The organism is Acinetobacter sp. LT1 (assembly GCF_059800965.1).
This window is the reverse complement of sequence record NZ_JBBAXE010000001.1, coordinates 344,744-361,623: the sequence shown is the minus strand read 5'-3', so window position 1 is coordinate 361,623 and position 16,880 is coordinate 344,744. Positions and strand designations below refer to the sequence as shown.

The 16,880-nt window shown below is 41.5% G+C and carries 14 protein-coding genes and 1 tRNA gene; 14 read left to right on the top strand and 1 reads right to left on the bottom strand.

The features are described from left to right. The 12 genes from WBW42_RS01685 to WBW42_RS01630 all read left to right on the top strand — a co-directional run. Positions 1–268: EF-Tu C-terminal domain-related protein (locus WBW42_RS01685; protein ID WP_495600018.1), on the top strand; the 268-nt coding region annotated here is incomplete at its 5' end. 60 nt (positions 269–328) lie between these two features. Continuing rightward, a tRNA-Trp gene (locus WBW42_RS01680) sits at positions 329–404 on the top strand. Positions 405–479: 75 nt separating this feature from the next. Further along, positions 480–920, top strand: a complete 441-nt coding sequence (gene secE, locus WBW42_RS01675) for a preprotein translocase subunit SecE (protein WP_002114837.1) — start codon at positions 480–482, stop codon at positions 918–920. A 7-nt stretch (positions 921–927) separates the two neighbouring features. After that, on the top strand, positions 928–1,461 hold the full coding sequence (gene nusG, locus WBW42_RS01670) for a transcription termination/antitermination protein NusG (protein WP_002115092.1): 534 nt from the start codon (positions 928–930) through the stop codon (positions 1,459–1,461). Positions 1,462–1,570: 109 nt separating this feature from the next. Beyond that, positions 1,571–1,999: a 50S ribosomal protein L11 gene (rplK, locus tag WBW42_RS01665; protein WP_001074682.1), complete on the top strand. Its 429-nt coding sequence runs from the start codon at positions 1,571–1,573 to the stop codon at positions 1,997–1,999. A 3-nt stretch (positions 2,000–2,002) separates the two neighbouring features. Continuing rightward, positions 2,003–2,698: a 50S ribosomal protein L1 gene (rplA, locus tag WBW42_RS01660; protein ID WP_005065788.1), complete on the top strand. Its 696-nt coding sequence runs from the start codon at positions 2,003–2,005 to the stop codon at positions 2,696–2,698. 310 nt (positions 2,699–3,008) lie between these two features. Next, on the top strand, positions 3,009–3,515 hold the full coding sequence (gene rplJ, locus WBW42_RS01655; RefSeq protein WP_002115099.1) for a 50S ribosomal protein L10: 507 nt from the start codon (positions 3,009–3,011) through the stop codon (positions 3,513–3,515). Positions 3,516–3,557: 42 nt separating this feature from the next. Continuing rightward, positions 3,558–3,929 carry a 50S ribosomal protein L7/L12 gene (gene rplL, locus WBW42_RS01650; protein ID WP_001229360.1) on the top strand — a complete coding sequence of 124 codons (372 nt, stop codon included), beginning with the start codon at positions 3,558–3,560 and terminating at the stop codon, positions 3,927–3,929. Positions 3,930–4,234: 305 nt separating this feature from the next. Next, on the top strand, positions 4,235–8,323 hold the full coding sequence (gene rpoB, locus WBW42_RS01645; protein WP_002114857.1) for a DNA-directed RNA polymerase subunit beta: 4,089 nt from the start codon (positions 4,235–4,237) through the stop codon (positions 8,321–8,323). An 86-nt stretch (positions 8,324–8,409) separates the two neighbouring features. Beyond that, positions 8,410–12,603 (top strand): DNA-directed RNA polymerase subunit beta', encoded by a 4,194-nt coding sequence (rpoC, locus tag WBW42_RS01640; RefSeq protein ID WP_002114988.1) that lies wholly within the window; start codon positions 8,410–8,412, stop codon positions 12,601–12,603. Positions 12,604–12,783: 180 nt separating this feature from the next. After that, positions 12,784–13,149: a hypothetical protein gene (locus tag WBW42_RS01635; protein ID WP_005065793.1), complete on the top strand. Its 366-nt coding sequence runs from the start codon at positions 12,784–12,786 to the stop codon at positions 13,147–13,149. Positions 13,150–13,355: 206 nt separating this feature from the next. After that, the gene (locus tag WBW42_RS01630) at positions 13,356–13,712 is read left to right on the top strand and encodes a hypothetical protein (RefSeq protein ID WP_002115127.1); all 357 of its coding nucleotides are present in this window, start codon (positions 13,356–13,358) and stop codon (positions 13,710–13,712) included. A gap of 40 nt (positions 13,713–13,752) precedes the next feature. On the opposite strand, the gene WBW42_RS01625 is transcribed toward WBW42_RS01630, so the two are convergent. Then, positions 13,753–14,238, bottom strand: a complete 486-nt coding sequence (locus WBW42_RS01625; RefSeq protein ID WP_005079397.1) for a DUF4442 domain-containing protein — start codon at positions 14,236–14,238, stop codon at positions 13,753–13,755. Positions 14,239–14,355: 117 nt separating this feature from the next. Between WBW42_RS01625 and WBW42_RS01620 the strand changes: the two genes are divergently transcribed. Both WBW42_RS01620 and WBW42_RS01615 read left to right on the top strand, forming a co-directional pair. Next, the gene (locus WBW42_RS01620; RefSeq protein WP_080776836.1) at positions 14,356–15,234 is read left to right on the top strand and encodes an alpha/beta fold hydrolase; all 879 of its coding nucleotides are present in this window, start codon (positions 14,356–14,358) and stop codon (positions 15,232–15,234) included. Between the two features lie 101 nt (positions 15,235–15,335). Continuing rightward, entirely contained in the window at positions 15,336–16,760 is a 1,425-nt protein-coding gene (locus WBW42_RS01615) for a Na+/H+ antiporter family protein (protein ID WP_032005724.1), read from the top strand. Positions 16,761–16,880: the final 120 nt, after the last annotated feature.

Below are 16,880 nucleotides of genomic sequence, written 5' to 3'. Positions count from 1 at the left end.
CGCAGAAGTATACGTACTTTCTAAAGAAGAAGGTGGTCGTCACACTCCATTCTTAAATGGTTACCGTCCACAGTTCTACTTCCGTACAACTGACGTAACTGGTGCAATCCAGTTACAAGACGGCGTTGAAATGGTTATGCCAGGCGACAACGTTGAAATGTCAGTAGAATTAATCCACCCAATCGCAATGGACCCAGGTCTACGTTTTGCGATCCGTGAAGGTGGTCGTACTGTAGGTGCTGGTGTTGTTGCGAAAGTAACTGCATAAGCATATTATAGTGATGGATTACGTCTCAGGTTGAGGGCTTTGGCTCTCAACTTGCATTATAGGTCAGTAGTTCAATTGGTAGAGCGTCGGTCTCCAAAACCGAATGTTGGGGGTTCGAGTCCCTCCTGACCTGCCATATTTTGAAATAAAAAGCTTGATGCTGGCTTAGTTGTTCATATAATAAGTCGCGAGTTCTACGACGAGTACAAAAATGTCGAATGATAAATCGCGTGACGCATTGAGCGACGCGCCAATTCCTCAAAGAAATAATTCTGCTGAAGTTGTTCGTTCTGGTTCGCCTTTAGATATTGTTCTATGGGTGATAGCAATAGCATTGTTGCTTTTAGCTACCATGGTGAATCAGCATTTGCCAGCGTATTGGGCACCTGCAAATAATGTTTGGGTGCGCGTTGGGGCAATTTTTGCTTGTATCGTTGTGGCTTTAGGTTTATTATACGCCACCCATCAAGGTAAAGGCTTCGTTCGCTTGCTAAAAGATGCACGAGTCGAATTGCGTCGAGTAACTTGGCCAACAAAACAAGAAACAGTCACTACATCGTGGCAGGTTCTATTGGTTGTAGTTGTTGCATCATTGGTTTTATGGTGCTTTGACTATGGTTTGGGTTGGTTAATTAAGTTGATTATCGGGTAAAAGAGCTATGAAACGTTGGTACATTATTCATGCCTACTCTGGCTATGAAAAACAAGTGATGCGTTCACTTACAGAACGAATCCAGCGTAGCGCTGTTGCCGATAGCTTTGGTGATGTCCTTGTTCCTACCGAAGAAGTGGTAGAAATGAAGGATGGTAAGAAACGTAAATCTGAGCGTAAATTCTTTCCTGGCTATGTGTTAGTCGAAATGGAAATGAATGATGATACTTGGCATATCGTTAAAGAATGTCCAAAGGTTCTAGGTTTTATCGGTGGTACACCTGAAAAACCAGCACCAATTACTCAACGTGAAGCAGATGCGATTCTTGCGCGTGTACGTAATACTGGTGAAGCGCCACGTCCTAAAACGATGTTTGAGCCAGGTGAAGAATTACTTGTTATTGATGGTCCATTCACAGACTTTAAAGGTGTGGTGGAAGAAGTTCAATACGATAAGTCACGTTTAACGTTGACGATTAATGTATTTAATCGACCAACTCAGGTTGAACTCGAGTTTCGCCAAGTCGAAAAAACGATTTAATCTCAATTGGTTGAAAAGCGCCCGATTTTATCGGGCATTGTTGTTGTAACAGTAGTGTTGCGTAAAGATTGGGGAGCCTAGCGGCGTTTGTACCCAGAGGTATTTTAAAATGGCTAAGAAGATTGACGGCTATATCAAGCTGCAAGTTCCAGCTGGTAAAGCAAATCCATCTCCACCAATTGGTCCTGCATTAGGTCAACGTGGTGTAAACATCATGGCATTCTGTAAAGAATTCAATGCTGCTACACAAAAAGTTGAACCAGGTCTTCCAATTCCTGTAGTGATTACTGTGTACAACGACAAGTCGTTCACATTCATCATGAAAACTCCTCCAGCTTCTATTCTTCTTAAGAAAGCTGCTGGTATTCAAAAGGGTTCATCTGTACCAAACAAAACTAAAGTTGGTAAGTTGACTCGTGCTCAGTTAGAAGAAATTGCGACTACTAAAGAACCGGATTTAACTGGTGCTGATTTAGACGCACGTGTTCGTACCATCGCTGGTTCTGCACGTTCTATGGGCTTGGAAGTGGAGCTATAAGACATGGCAAAGTTAACTAAACGTCAAAAAGCCATTGCTGCTGCTGTTGAAGCAAACAAAGTTTACACTTTGGAAGAAGCAGTACAAGTTCTTAACAGCCTACCTGCTGCAAAGTTCAAAGAATCTTTGGATGTAGCTGTAAATCTTGGTGTAGACCCACGTAAATCTGATCAGGTTGTTCGTGGCGCAACTACATTACCTGCAGGTACTGGTAAAACTGTACGTGTAGCTGTATTTGCTCAAGGCGCGCAAGCAGAAGCTGCTAAAGAAGCTGGTGCTGATGTTGTAGGTTTTGATGACCTTGCTGAAAGCATCCAAGGTGGAAACCTTGACTTTGATGTTGTAATCGCTGCTCCTGACGCTATGCGTGTTGTTGGTAAGCTCGGTACAATTCTTGGTCCACGTGGTTTAATGCCAAACCCTAAAGTTGGTACTGTAACTCCTGACGTAGCGAATGCTGTTAAAAACGCTAAATCTGGTCAGGCTCGTTACCGTGTAGACAAAGCGGGTATTATCCATGCTGCGATCGGTCAATTAGGCTTTGATGCTGCTGCTATCCGTCAAAACGTTGAAACCTTAGTTGCTGACTTGAAAAAGTTAAAACCTGCAACTTCTAAAGGTGTATACATCAAAAAGATCACTTTGAGCTCAACTATGGGTCCTGGTCTTACAGTTGATGTAAACAACGTTTCTAACTAAGTTTAGACTTAGTAAAGAATTTTAAAGTCCTGATTGGGGACAGAACTTAAATAGAAATGTTTTCTATTTGGTTGGGTGGAGCAAAGCTTTATCCCTTACCCGTCAGGCGGACTTTGAATTGATAAATGAGAATTTATCAGCGTCAAAGACCTCAGGCGAAAAGATGCCGTTTTCGAATAGCACTTTTCTTAATAAACCAGCCTGCGTAGACGCGGTGGTGTGATTTGTTCCTCCTCCGCGTGTAAGTCGAAAGGCTTACGAATTGGGAGTGTGCCCATTGGGTACATAAATCACCTTAGGAGGTTTTACAATGGCTCTTCTTATTGAAGACAAAAAACAGATCGTTGCGGAAGTAAGTGAAGTTGCTTCTAAGGCGTTTGCAGCCGTTGTTGCTGACTACCAAGGCTTAAGCGTAGAGCAATTAACAACACTTCGTGTTGAAGCTCGTAAGTTAGGTGTTTCTACACGTATTGTACGTAACACTTTGGCTAAACGCGCACTTCAAGATACTCAATTCAATATCTTGAACGACAACCTTGTTGGTCCAACAATTCTAGGTTTTTCAACTTCTGAAGATGACATGGGTGCAGCTGCACGTTTGTTCGAAGATTTTGCTAAAACTAACAAAGCATTTGAGTTAAAAGCTGCTGCATTTGACGGCAAAGTTTATCAAGGTGCTGACGTTAGCGTAATTGCAAACCTTCCGAACCAAGAGAAAGCTCTTACTATGCTTGCCTCTGTCCTTCAAGCTCCTATTTCGAAATTGGGTCGCCTTATTACAGCGCTCAAAGAGAAAAACGAGTCAGAAGCTGCTTAATCAATTTTACACACCATTCAATATCCATTTGGAGTTATTCTCATGGCTTTAACTAACGAAGAAATCTTAAACGCAGTTGCTGAAAAAACTGTTCTTGAACTTGTTGAATTAATTTCTGCTTTCGAAGAGAAATTCAACGTTTCAGCTGCAGCTGTTGCTGTTGCTGCTCCAGCTGGTGGCGCTGCTGCTGCTGCTGAAGAACAATCTGAATTCAACGTTGAGTTGACTTCTTTCGGTGCTAACAAAGTAGCTGTAATTAAAGCAGTTCGTGAAGCAACTGGCCTTGGTCTTAAAGAAGCTAAAGACCTAGTTGAAGGTGCTCCTCAAGTTCTTAAAGAAGGCGTTTCTAAAGAAGAAGGCGAAGAACTTAAGAAGAAACTTGAAGAAGCTGGTGCTACAGTTACACTTAAGTAATTGTAAAAGGAGTCGGTTTTTAAATCGGCTCCATAAAATGGCTGATGGCTCTTGGGTCATCAGCCTTTTTGCGTTACAATAATCGGCTCGATTTTTGTTAGTTTTGTTTGTTTTTTAGAAAAAATTCAAATAAAACAAGTAATTTCAAATGTTTACCAATATTTTTCTTTTTTAAAAATATTGTTAAGCGTTTTTATACCACTAAAAATTGCAGCATTTGTAAACAGTGGTGGCCATATCGGCCTGCGTAATTCCTTCTGAGCCCGTTCTGCAGGCGGGCTTGGTTTACTTTCCGAGGACTCCAGATGGCATACTCATATACCGAAAAGAAACGGATCCGTAAGAATTTTGGTAAATTGCCCCAAGTAATGGATGCACCGTACTTACTATCGATTCAGGTCGATTCGTACAGAACATTCTTGCAAGATGGCAAAACTCCAAAAAACCGCGAAGATATCGGTCTCCAAGCCGCATTTCGTTCAGTTTTTCCTATCGAAAGTTATTCTGGCAATGCTGCTTTAGAATTTGTTGAGTATAGCCTTGGTAAACCTGAGTTCGATGTACGCGAATGTATTCTTCGTGGTTCGACTTATGCGGCACCAATGCGCGTTAAAATTCGTTTGATTATTAAAGATCGCGAAACTAAATCAATTAAAGACGTACGAGAACAAGAAGTCTATATGGGTGAAATTCCACTCATGACTGAAAACGGTACATTCGTCATTAATGGTACTGAGCGTGTAATCGTATCTCAATTACATCGTTCACCAGGCGTTTTCTTTGATCACGATAAAGGTAAAACCCACTCAAGTGGTAAAGTGTTGTATTCAGCACGTATCATTCCTTACCGTGGTTCATGGTTAGACTTCGAATTTGATGCAAAAGACTTAGTTTACGTACGTATTGACCGTCGTCGTAAATTACTTGCTACTGTTGTGTTACGTGCACTAGGTTATAACAACGAACAAATCTTGAATTTGTTCTATGAAAAAGTGCCTGTGTATCTTGACATGGGCAGTTACCAGATTGACCTAGTACCTGAACGTTTACGTGGGGAAATGGCTCAATTTGATATTGCTGACAATGACGGTAAAGTTATTGTTGAGCAAGGTAAACGTATTAATGCTCGTCATGTACGTCAAATGGAAGCTGCTGGTTTAACAAAACTTTCAGTTCCTGATGAATACTTATATGAGCGTATCACTGCTGAAAATATTACTTTGCGTGATGGTGAAGTAATTGCTGCGAATACTTTGTTAAGCCATGAAGTTATGGTGAAGTTGGCAGAAGGTGGTGTTAAACAGTTCAATATCTTGTTTACGAACGATATTGACCGTGGTTCGTTTGTTGCTGACACATTACGTGCAGATACAACAGCTGGCCGTGAAGAAGCATTAGTTGAAATTTATAAAGTAATGCGTCCAGGCGAGCCGCCAACAAAAGAAGCTGCTGAAAACTTATTCAATAACTTATTCTTCTCTTCTGAGCGTTATGACTTATCTCCAGTAGGTCGTATGAAGTTCAACCGTCGTTTGGGTCGTCCATACGAAGTTGGTACTGACCAGAAGTCACGTGAAGTAGAAGGTATTTTATCGCACGAAGATATCATTGATGTATTACGTACATTAGTTGAAATCCGTAACGGTAAAGGTGAAGTCGACGATATCGATCACTTGGGTAACCGTCGTGTACGTTCTGTTGGTGAAATGACTGAAAACCAATTCCGTGTTGGTTTGGTACGTGTTGAACGTGCAGTTAAAGAACGTTTAAGCCAAGCAGAAACAGATAACTTGTCTCCACAAGATCTAATTAACGCTAAACCAGTTGCAGCTGCAATCAAAGAATTCTTTGGTTCAAGCCAATTATCTCAGTTCATGGACCAAAACAACCCATTATCTGAGATTACGCATAAGCGTCGTGTATCAGCGCTTGGGCCTGGTGGTTTAACACGTGAACGTGCGGGCTTTGAAGTACGTGACGTACATCAAACTCACTATGGTCGTGTATGTCCAATTGAAACGCCGGAAGGTCCAAACATTGGTTTGATCAACTCGCTTTCTGTATATGCAAAAGCAAATGACTTCGGTTTCTTGGAAACACCTTACCGTAAAGTAGTAGATGGTCGAGTAACTGATGCAGTTGAATACCTTTCTGCGATTGAAGAAGTAGGTACTGTTATTGCACAGGCCGATTCTGCAGTAGATAAAGATGGCAACCTAACAGAAGAGTTTGTTTCTGTTCGTCATCAAGGTGAATTCGTACGTATGCCACCTGAAAAAGTGACGCATATGGACGTTTCTGCTCAGCAAGTTGTATCTGTTGCTGCATCACTTATTCCATTCCTTGAACACGATGACGCGAACCGTGCGCTTATGGGTTCAAACATGCAACGTCAGGCAGTTCCTACTCTACGTGCGGATAAACCGCTTGTAGGTACAGGTATGGAAGCGAACGTTGCACGTGACTCAGGTGTGTGTGTGATCGCAAACCGTGGTGGTGCAATTGAATACGTAGATGCTTCTCGTATCGTTATTCGTGTAAACGAAGATGAAATGATTGCTGGTGAGGCGGGTGTAGATATCTACAACCTCATTAAATATACGCGTTCTAACCAAAACACTTGTATCAACCAAAATATTATCGTGAATTTGGGCGACAAAGTTGCTCGCGGTGATATCTTGGCAGACGGTCCGTCTACAGATATGGGTGAGCTTGCGCTTGGTCAAAACATGCGCGTTGCGTTCATGACTTGGAATGGTTACAACTATGAAGACTCGATCTTATTATCTGAGCGCGTACTTCAAGAAGACCGTTTAACTTCTATTCATATTCAAGAATTATCTTGTGTAGCGCGTGATACTAAGTTAGGTGCAGAAGAAATTACTGCCGATATTCCTAACGTTGGTGAAGCTGCACTTTCTAAACTTGATGAATCAGGTATCGTTTATATCGGTGCTGAAGTTACAGCAGGTGACATTCTTGTTGGTAAAGTAACGCCTAAAGGTGAAACTCAGTTAACTCCTGAAGAAAAATTGCTTCGTGCAATCTTTGGTGAGAAAGCAGCTGACGTTAAAGATTCATCTTTACGTGTTCCATCTGGTACAAAAGGTACAGTTATCGATGTTCAAGTCTTCACTCGTGATGGCTTAGAGAAAGATGACCGTGCATTGGCGATCGAAAAAGCACAACTTGATGCTTACCGTAAAGACTTGAAAGAAGAATACAAGATCTTTGAAGAAGCAGCTCGTGAGCGTGTAATTCGTTTGCTTAAAGGCCAAGAGTCTAATGGCGGTGGTTCAACTAAACGTGGTGACAAACTCGTTGAAGAAGTGTTATCTGGTTTAGAGCTTGTTGATTTACTTGAAATTCAACCGGCAGATGAAGCAATCGCTGAGCGTTTAACTCAAATTCAAGTGTTCTTAAAAGAAAAGAGCGCAGAAATTGACGAGAAATTCGCTGAGAAGAAACGTAAGCTTGCAACAGGTGATGAATTAACAACTGGCGTATTGAAAGTTGTTAAAGTTTACTTAGCTGTTAAACGTCGTATTCAGCCTGGTGATAAGATGGCTGGTCGTCACGGTAACAAGGGTGTTGTATCTAACATCTTACCTGTTGAAGACATGCCACACGATGCTAACGGTGTACCAGTAGATATCGTATTGAACCCGTTGGGCGTACCATCTCGTATGAACGTGGGTCAGATTCTTGAGACTCACTTAGGTATGGCGGCTAAAGGGCTTGGTGATAAAATCGAGAAAATGTTGAAAGAACAGCGTACAGTTTTAGAACTGCGTGAATTCTTAGACAAGATTTATAACAAAGTCGGTGGTGAGCAAGAAGATCTTGATAGCTTAACTGATGCTGAAGTCTTGGCACTTTCAGGCAACTTACGTGCAGGTGTACCTTTAGCTACTCCTGTATTCGATGGTGCTGAAGAAAGCCAAATTAAAGACTTGCTTGAGTTAGCTGGTATCTCTCGTACAGGTCAAACAGTATTGTTTGATGGCCGTACTGGTGAACAGTTTGATCGTCCTGTAACTGTAGGTTACATGTACATGCTCAAATTGAACCACTTGGTTGATGACAAGATGCATGCGCGTTCAACTGGTTCTTACTCTCTTGTTACACAGCAACCGCTTGGTGGTAAAGCACAATTCGGTGGTCAGCGTTTCGGTGAGATGGAGGTCTGGGCACTCGAAGCTTACGGCGCAGCATATACTCTCCAAGAGATGTTAACTGTTAAGTCGGATGACGTTGAAGGTCGTACACGCATCTATAAGAATATTGTAGATGGTAACCATTATATGGATCCGGGTATGCCTGAATCGTTCAACGTATTGACCAAAGAGATCCGTTCTTTAGGTATCAACATTGAACTGAAAAATGGTGATTAAGTCGTAAGACTCACGATTTTTTAGGTAAAAACAATATTTGTGACCCAGTCGGGTAAGCGTTGCTTCCCGACACACGGAGAAAAAAATTGAAAGACTTGCTCGATATCATGCGTAAGAAAACGGACTCAGATGGTCATGCACCAATTGAGTTTGACCGTATCCGTATTGGTCTTGCGTCACCAGAAATGATTAAGTCATGGTCTCATGGTGAAGTTAAAAAACCTGAGACAATTAACTACCGTACTTTTAAACCTGAACGTGACGGTTTGTTCTGTGCCAAAATTTTTGGTCCAGTAAAAGATTACGAATGCTTGTGTGGTAAATACAAGCGTATGAAATACAAAGGCGTCATTTGTGAAAAATGTGGCGTTGAAGTAACTACAGCGAAAGTTCGTCGTGAACGTATGGGTCACATTGAACTTGCTTCTCCAGTTGCACATATCTGGTTCTTAAAATCGTTACCGAGCCGTATCGGTTTATTATTAGATATGACACTTCGTGATATCGAACGTGTATTGTATTTCGAATCATACGTTGTAACTGACCCAGGTATGACTCCGTTTGAAAAGTATCAACTTTTAACAGACGAAGAATACTTCAATGCACTTGAAGAACACGGTGATGAATTCACTGCGAAAATGGGTGCAGAAGCGGTTCAGGACTTGTTGAAAGATATCGATCTTGAAGCTGAAATCGCACGTTTACGTGAAGAAATTCCTCAAACAACTTCTGAAACGAAGTTGAAAAAAGCGTCTAAGCGCTTGAAATTGATGGAAGCATTCAAAGATTCAAACAACAAGCCAGAATGGATGGTGATGAATGTACTTCCGGTACTTCCACCTGATTTACGTCCATTAGTTCCACTTGAAGGTGGTCGTTTCGCGACTTCTGACTTGAACGATTTATACCGTCGTGTCATTAACCGTAACAACCGTTTGAAGCGTCTTCTTGACCTTGCTGCTCCAGATATCATCGTACGTAACGAAAAACGTATGTTACAAGAGTCTGTAGATGCATTGCTTGATAACGGTCGTCGTGGTCGTGCAATTACTGGTTCTAACAAGCGTCCATTAAAATCTTTGGCAGATATGATCAAAGGTAAACAAGGTCGTTTCCGTCAGAACTTATTAGGTAAGCGTGTTGACTATTCTGGTCGTTCGGTAATTACTGTAGGTCCTACTTTACGTCTTCACCAATGTGGTCTTCCGAAGAAAATGGCACTTGAATTATTCAAGCCATTCATTTTCGCGAAACTACAAGCTTCAGGTCAGGCAACTACCATTAAAGCTGCGAAGAAAATGGTTGAGCGTGAGACTCCGGAAGTTTGGGACGTTCTTGCTTCTGTAATTCGTCAACACCCAGTAATGTTGAACCGTGCGCCAACACTTCACCGTTTAGGTCTTCAAGCATTTGAACCTATTCTTATTGAAGGTAAGGCAATCCGTCTTCACCCACTCGTTTGTGCTGCGTTTAACGCCGACTTCGATGGTGACCAAATGGCGGTACACGTTCCATTGACACTTGAAGCACAGTTAGAAGCTCGTGCATTGATGATGTCAACAAACAACATCTTGTCACCAGCAAACGGTGAGCCAATCATTGTTCCTTCTCAGGACGTTGTCTTGGGTCTTTACTACATCACACGTGATGCTGTAAATGCCAAAGGTGAAGGCATGGTGTTCGCGGATACTCATGAAGTAAACCGTGCACTTGCTACTGGTCAGGTTGCGATCCATGCGCGTGTTAAAGTACGTGTACACCAAACTGTTATCAATGAAAATGGTGAACGTGAACACCAAACTATTATTGTTGATACAACACCTGGTCGTTGTTTGCTTTGGGAAATTGTTCCACAAGGCTTGAGCTTTGACATGATCAACCTTGAGATGACTAAAAAGAACATCTCTAAATTGATCAACTCTTGCTACCGTAAACTTGGTTTGAAAGATACAGTTATCTTTGCTGACCAATTAATGTACTTGGGCTTCCGTCAAGCGACTCGTTCAGGTGTATCTGTAGGTATGGAAGACATGCTCATTCCACCTACTAAGCACACAATTATTGATAAAGCAGAAACAGAAGTTCGTGAAATCGAACAACAGTTCGAACAAGGTTTCGTAACTGCTGGTGAGCGTTATAACAAAGTTGTCGATATCTGGGCGCGTACAAACGACCAAGTTGCTAAAGCAATGATGGATAACTTGTCTTATACACTTGTTAAAAACAAACAAGGTGAAGATGAGAAACAAAAATCATTCAACAGCATCTATATGATGTCTGACTCTGGTGCCCGTGGTAGTGCGGCACAGATTCGTCAGCTTGCTGGTATGCGTGGTTTGATGGCAAAACCGGATGGCTCAATTATTGAGACTCCGATTAAAGCGAACTTCCGTGAAGGTTTAACAGTACTTCAGTACTTTATTTCAACACACGGTGCGCGTAAAGGTTTGGCCGATACAGCATTGAAAACTGCGAACTCTGGTTACTTGACTCGTCGTCTTGTAGACGTAGCGCAAGACTTGGTAATTACTGAACCTGACTGTGGTACAGCGGGTGGTTTAGTAATGACTCCATTCATTCAGGGTGGTGATGTCATCGAGCCATTACGTGACCGCGTATTAGGTCGTGTAACTGCTGAAGACGTACGTCGTGCATCTGATGATGAAGTTGTATTACCTCGTGGTACGTTAATTGACGAGAAAATCGCAGCTCAGCTTGAAGAAGCTGGTGTCGATGAAGTTAAAGTACGCTCTGTAATCGCATGTGAATCAACATTCGGTGTATGTGCTCGTTGTTATGGTCGTGACCTTGCACGTGGTCACTTGGTGAACCCAGGTGAATCAGTCGGTGTAATGGCTGCACAGTCAATCGGTGAGCCGGGTACACAGTTAACGATGCGTACGTTCCACGTTGGTGGTGCTGCGAGCCGAACTTCTGCTGCGAACAGTGTTCAAGTACGTAACAAAGGTACTGTACGTTTCCATAACGTGAAAACTGTACAACATGCAAAAGGCCATTTGGTTTCAGTTTCACGTTCAGGTGAAATTGGTATTGCCGATGATTTAGGTCGTGAGCGCGAGCGTTATAAACTTCCTTACGGTGCAAGCATCTTGTTGAAAGATGGTGAAGCTGTAGAAGCTGGCGGTATCGTAGCGACTTGGGATCCGCATACACATCCATTAGTAACAGAAGTTGCTGGTAAAGCGCGCTTCAGCCAAATCGCTGATGGCGTAACTGCAACATCGAAAACTGATGATGCAACTGGTATGACTACTGTTGAAATCTTGCCTGTAACAGCTCGTCCTGCTTCTGGTAAAGATTTACGTCCTGCAATCGTGTTGGATACAACAGATGGCGGCGAACAGTTCTACTTCTTGCCACAAAATACAATCGTAACTGTCCGTGATGGCGAAACGATTGGTGTGGGTGACGTTATTGGTCGTGTACCACAAGAAACATCACGTACTCGTGATATTACCGGTGGTCTTCCGCGTGTAGCTGACTTGTTCGAAGCGCGTAAGCCAAAAGAGCATGCAATTCTTGCTGAAGTATCAGGTGTTGTAAGCTTCGGTAAAGAGACTAAGGGTAAAAACCGTTTGGTAATTACTCCTGATGATGGTTCTGAGATTTACGAAGAATTGATTCCAAAATGGCGTCAAATCAACGTATTCGAAGGCGAGCATGTGAACCGTGGTGAGACTATTTCTGATGGTCCACAAAACCCACATGACATCTTGCGTTTGAAAGGTGAAGTTGCATTAACTAACTACATCGTGAACGAAGTTCAAGACGTTTACCGTCTCCAAGGTGTAAAAATCAACGATAAGCACATTGAAGTTATCGTACGTCAAATGTTGCGTAAAGTTGATATCACTGATGGCGGTGATACAAGCTTCATTAAAGGCGAGCAAGTGGATTACATCCGCGTTGTTCAAGAGAACCAAGCTGTCTTGGCTCAGAACAAGTTCCCTGCGAAGTTTGAACGTCAATTGATGGGTATTACGAAAGCATCGCTTTCTACTGACTCGTTCATCTCTGCTGCATCGTTCCAGGAAACAACTCGTGTGTTAACTGAAGCGGCTGTAACAGGTAAAGAAGATGATTTACGTGGCTTGAAAGAAAACGTTGTAGTAGGTCGCTTGATTCCAGCAGGTACTGGTCTTGCGTACCACTTAGAGCGTCGTCGTCAAGAAGCAGAAGCTGCAGAGCATGAGCTTCATAATGACTTCAGCGAAGTAGATCAAGCATTTAGCCAAGCATTAAACTCTGAACAATTCTAAGTTTAGGCTGGCAATAAAAAAGGCACCTTAGGGTGCCTTTTTTATTTATATCTATTTATAACAATTTTAAATTGTAATTACATAAACATATTAAAGAGCCATTATTTTATTACTTAAGCGGGATAAATACTCCACAAAAACACACTAGGCTACCTGCTTATGAAGACTGGAGTAAATCTAATGAAAAAAATGATGATGATTGTTAGTGTTGGCCTGATGTCTACAACTTTGTTTGTTGGTTGTCAGAATGCAAGCCCAGAAAGTCAACGTATTGGTTCAGCTGCTATTGGTGGTGGTGCAGGTGGTGCAGTAGGAAAACACGTGGGCGGTAATATAGGTGCAGGTCTAGGAGCGGCACTCGGTGCAGGTGTTGCGGCTAATGCAAAAGGGTCTAGCAGTAAAACCGTACGTAATAGTGCAATTGGTGCTGGTGTCGGCGCTGTATTAGGTGGAGCAATTATTGGTGGTGACGCTGGTGCTGCTACAGGTGGAGCATTGGGTGGTAGTGCCGGTGCAGCCTATGAAGAGAAGAAAGGGAAGTACTAAAAGTATCCTTAATAATTGTTAAACTATAGAAGTCTTTATGTGATTAAAGACTTCTTTTTTATAATTAAAATTTGGCTTAATAAATATAAAAGGCAGAGCTTTACAAAATATCAATCGATTAGGACAGACGGATAACACAATCTGATCAAATTCCTCATAAAAGGGGATTATTCTTTTCTCTAGAACAGATCATTGTGAGAACGGTCATGAAAAAAACAATTGGATTAGTTTCTGCTTTAATGTTGTCTACACTTATGTTCACAGGCTGCCAAAATATGAGCCCATCTGATCAACGTATTGGTGCAGCAGCAGCAGGTGGAGCACTTGGTGGTGGTTTAGGTAACCATGTAGGTGGAGGTATTGGTGCAGGCTTAGGCGCAGCGGTAGGTGCAGGCGTAGGTTCTAATACCCAAGGCGGCAGTAAACAGACAACGACTAAGAGTGCGATTGGTGCTGGTATCGGTTCAGTCGTAGGTAAAGCACTGATTGGTGGTGACTCTGGTGCTGCAATTGGCGGTGCGATCGGTGGTGGTGCTGGTGCTGCGATTGAAGAGAAAAGATAAAAAATTAACAAATAAAAATAAGCGCTTTTAGCGCTTATTTTTATTGAGGAAAAGGTTTCGCTTTTTTACGTCTGATATAAAGCGTTTTCTGAACCTCTGCAATTCTTACCCCAGATTCATCAAAAATGTTTAGATGATAAGTTCTTAAAACAGGTTCATAGTTCTCGGCAAGTTCACGAATTTGTTCTATTTCAGCTAAATCAACTCGAATATCTGCATGTACAGTACTGCGTCCTGGAGAAAGAAAATTGATTTCGGCAGCTTTGTCCCAAACAATATATTTTGATCCGAGATGATGCATAAGAATCATCATATAAAATGGGTCAACCATTGAATAAAGGCTTCCACCAAAATGTGTACCGACTAAATTTTGGTTTTTCCAAGTCAGCGGCATCTTTACACGCACATGGCAAAGTTCTAAATTCATGATTTCAATATAAATCCCTGCGCCACGATAAGGGGGATAGTGATTAAATAGAAATTTTGAAATCGTAGGATTGTTCTGAAGTCTTCTTAAAATAGCCATAATAGTCAATTTTTTTTATTGCAACAGTATTCATACTAGATAAGTATCATCTTTTTTATATTGATGGCAATGCTCTATCCGACTAACGACATGATCGATTGAAAAACAAGATAGGAAATGATTATGCAGCCAAAAGTTCATACAGTAACAACAAGTGATCAACAAACGCTTTGTGCTAAAACATGGGGTGACGAAAAAAATACTCCCTTGGTTTTAGTACATGGCTATCCAGACAATCAAGAAGTATGGGAATCAATCATTGAGCATTTGATCAATGACTTCTATATTGTTACTTACGATGTACGTGGAGCTGGTTTGTCATCTATACCAAAACGTATACGTGATTACCGTTTAGAGCGTTTATCTCTAGATCTCCAAGAAGTTATTGATGAGTTATTGCCAAATCGTCAATTCCATATGGCTGCACATGATTGGGGTTCGATTCAGTCTTGGGAGTCGGTCACTGAGCCTAAGTTCAAAGGTCGTTTATTATCATACACCACCATTTCTGGACCATGTCTTGATCATGCCGCTTTATTTTTACGTGATAAATTTAAATCTTCACCAGCTCAAATCTTAAAAATATTAACCAAATCTTGGTATATCGGGGCATTTCATCTTCCGTTATTAGCACCCACCGTATGGTCTCTATTTAGTCCTGAAAAATGGGGTAAAGTTCTTACTCAGTTGGAAAGGAAAAGTAATTTACCTTTAAATAATAATATTAATGCTGATGGTAAATATGGCATTAATTTATATCGTGCCAATTTTATTCCTCGCTTAACTGGCCCACGTCAACGTTATGCACAGTGTCCAGTTAAGGCTGTTATTTTAAAATATGATACTTTTGTAAGCCCAGAATACATCACTGAGGCTATGCCAAAGTGGGTTGAAAAATTTGAATATGTAGAGCTTAACGCAAATCACTGGGCCATTCTGAGTGAGCCAGAGAAAATAGCAACTCATATTCGTGAGTTTATTAAAGCTCAAGCGTAACAGTGAAATAACTGCATAAAACTGTTAATTCGGCGATATTTTCGGCTTCATAGATATGAATCTGCTAGAATATCGCCTTTTGTTTTGCTCTGAACTTATTCATGAATGCTGTCGTTATTGCGATTGCAGTGATGTTCTTATTATCACTGGCGCGCGTTTCTGTCGTACTGACTTTAGTGGTTTCTGCCATTGTGGGCGGCCTCGTAGCAGGTTTAAGCCTTTCCCAAACCGTTGAAGCTTTTAACGCTGGTCTTGGCGATGGTGCTGAAGTTGCACTTGCCTATGCAGTGTTAGGGGCATTTGCTCTGGCACTTTCAAAATCTGGATTGCCTGATTTACTTGCCCATAAGCTGATTGGTCTATTGGGAATGGAAGCTGGAAAAAGCCGTCAGACTAAAGTGAAATATCTCCTCTTAGGTATTTTATTAATTTCTGCTATTTTCTCTCAAAACCTTATTCCAGTTCATATTGCCTTTATTCCTGTACTGGTTCCGCCACTGTTACGGGTAATGAACCATTTAAAATTAGACCGCCGCGCCGCAGCCTGTGTACTTACGTTAGGTTTGGTTGGTACTTATATTTTTCTTCCGGTTGGATTTGGTGCAATTTTCCTTGAACAGATTCTGATGGGAAATATCAACAAAATTGGGGCAGCGTATGGCTTGCATGTTGATCGGGCAATGATGCCAATTGGCATGGCCATTCCTGTTTTAGGTATGGTGTTAGGCACCTTGGTTGCTGTATTTATTAGCTACCGTAAACCAAGAATTTATGCTGATCGTGCGATTACACCTGTGACCACGATTGATCTAGATAAACCTCTTCGCGCAACAACCCAGGATGAAACAGCTGACTTAAAAGCAGATGCTGAAGAGTTAAAGCATGAAGCAGAGCAAGCACCAGTTATTGCAAAGAAAACGATCTTGATGGCATTGCTCGCAATTGGCTTAACGCTCGCTGCGCAGCTGTATTCAGGTTCGATGATTTTGGGTGGTTTAGTCGGTTTTGCTGTTCTATCTACTGCCGGAATTTTTAAATGGCAAGATGCAGATGATGTCTTTGTACAAGGCATGCGAATGATGGCTTTAGTGGGCTTCATCATGATTTCTGCTGCCGGTTTCGCCTCAGTAATGACTCATACTGGTGATATTAATCAGCTAGTAAATGGTGTAGTCGAGATTATTGGAGATAACCGCGCGCTTGCTGCTTTCCTAATGCTTTGTATTGGCTTATTTGTGACAATTGGTATTGGTTCATCTTTCTCAAGTGTTCCTGTATTAGCTGTTATTTATGTGCCTTTATGTGTGCAGTTTGGTTTCTCACCATTAGCAACGATTGCACTTATTGGTACAGCAGCAGCATTAGGTGATGCTGGATCGCCAGCCTCTGACTCAACCTTAGGGCCAACAGCTGGTTTAGGTGTAGATGGGCAACACGATCATATTTGGGATACAGTCGTACCTACCTTTATTCACTTTAATATTCCGCTATTAATTTTTGGCTGGATCGCTGCAATGGTTTTATAAAGTTTTCATAAAATATTAAAGTGTAAACCTTCTTAATAACGATCTTTAGATTTAAATTAAGAAGGTTTTTTTATTGTCTAAATAAAACATGTATTCAAAATAAATTATATTAAAATACTC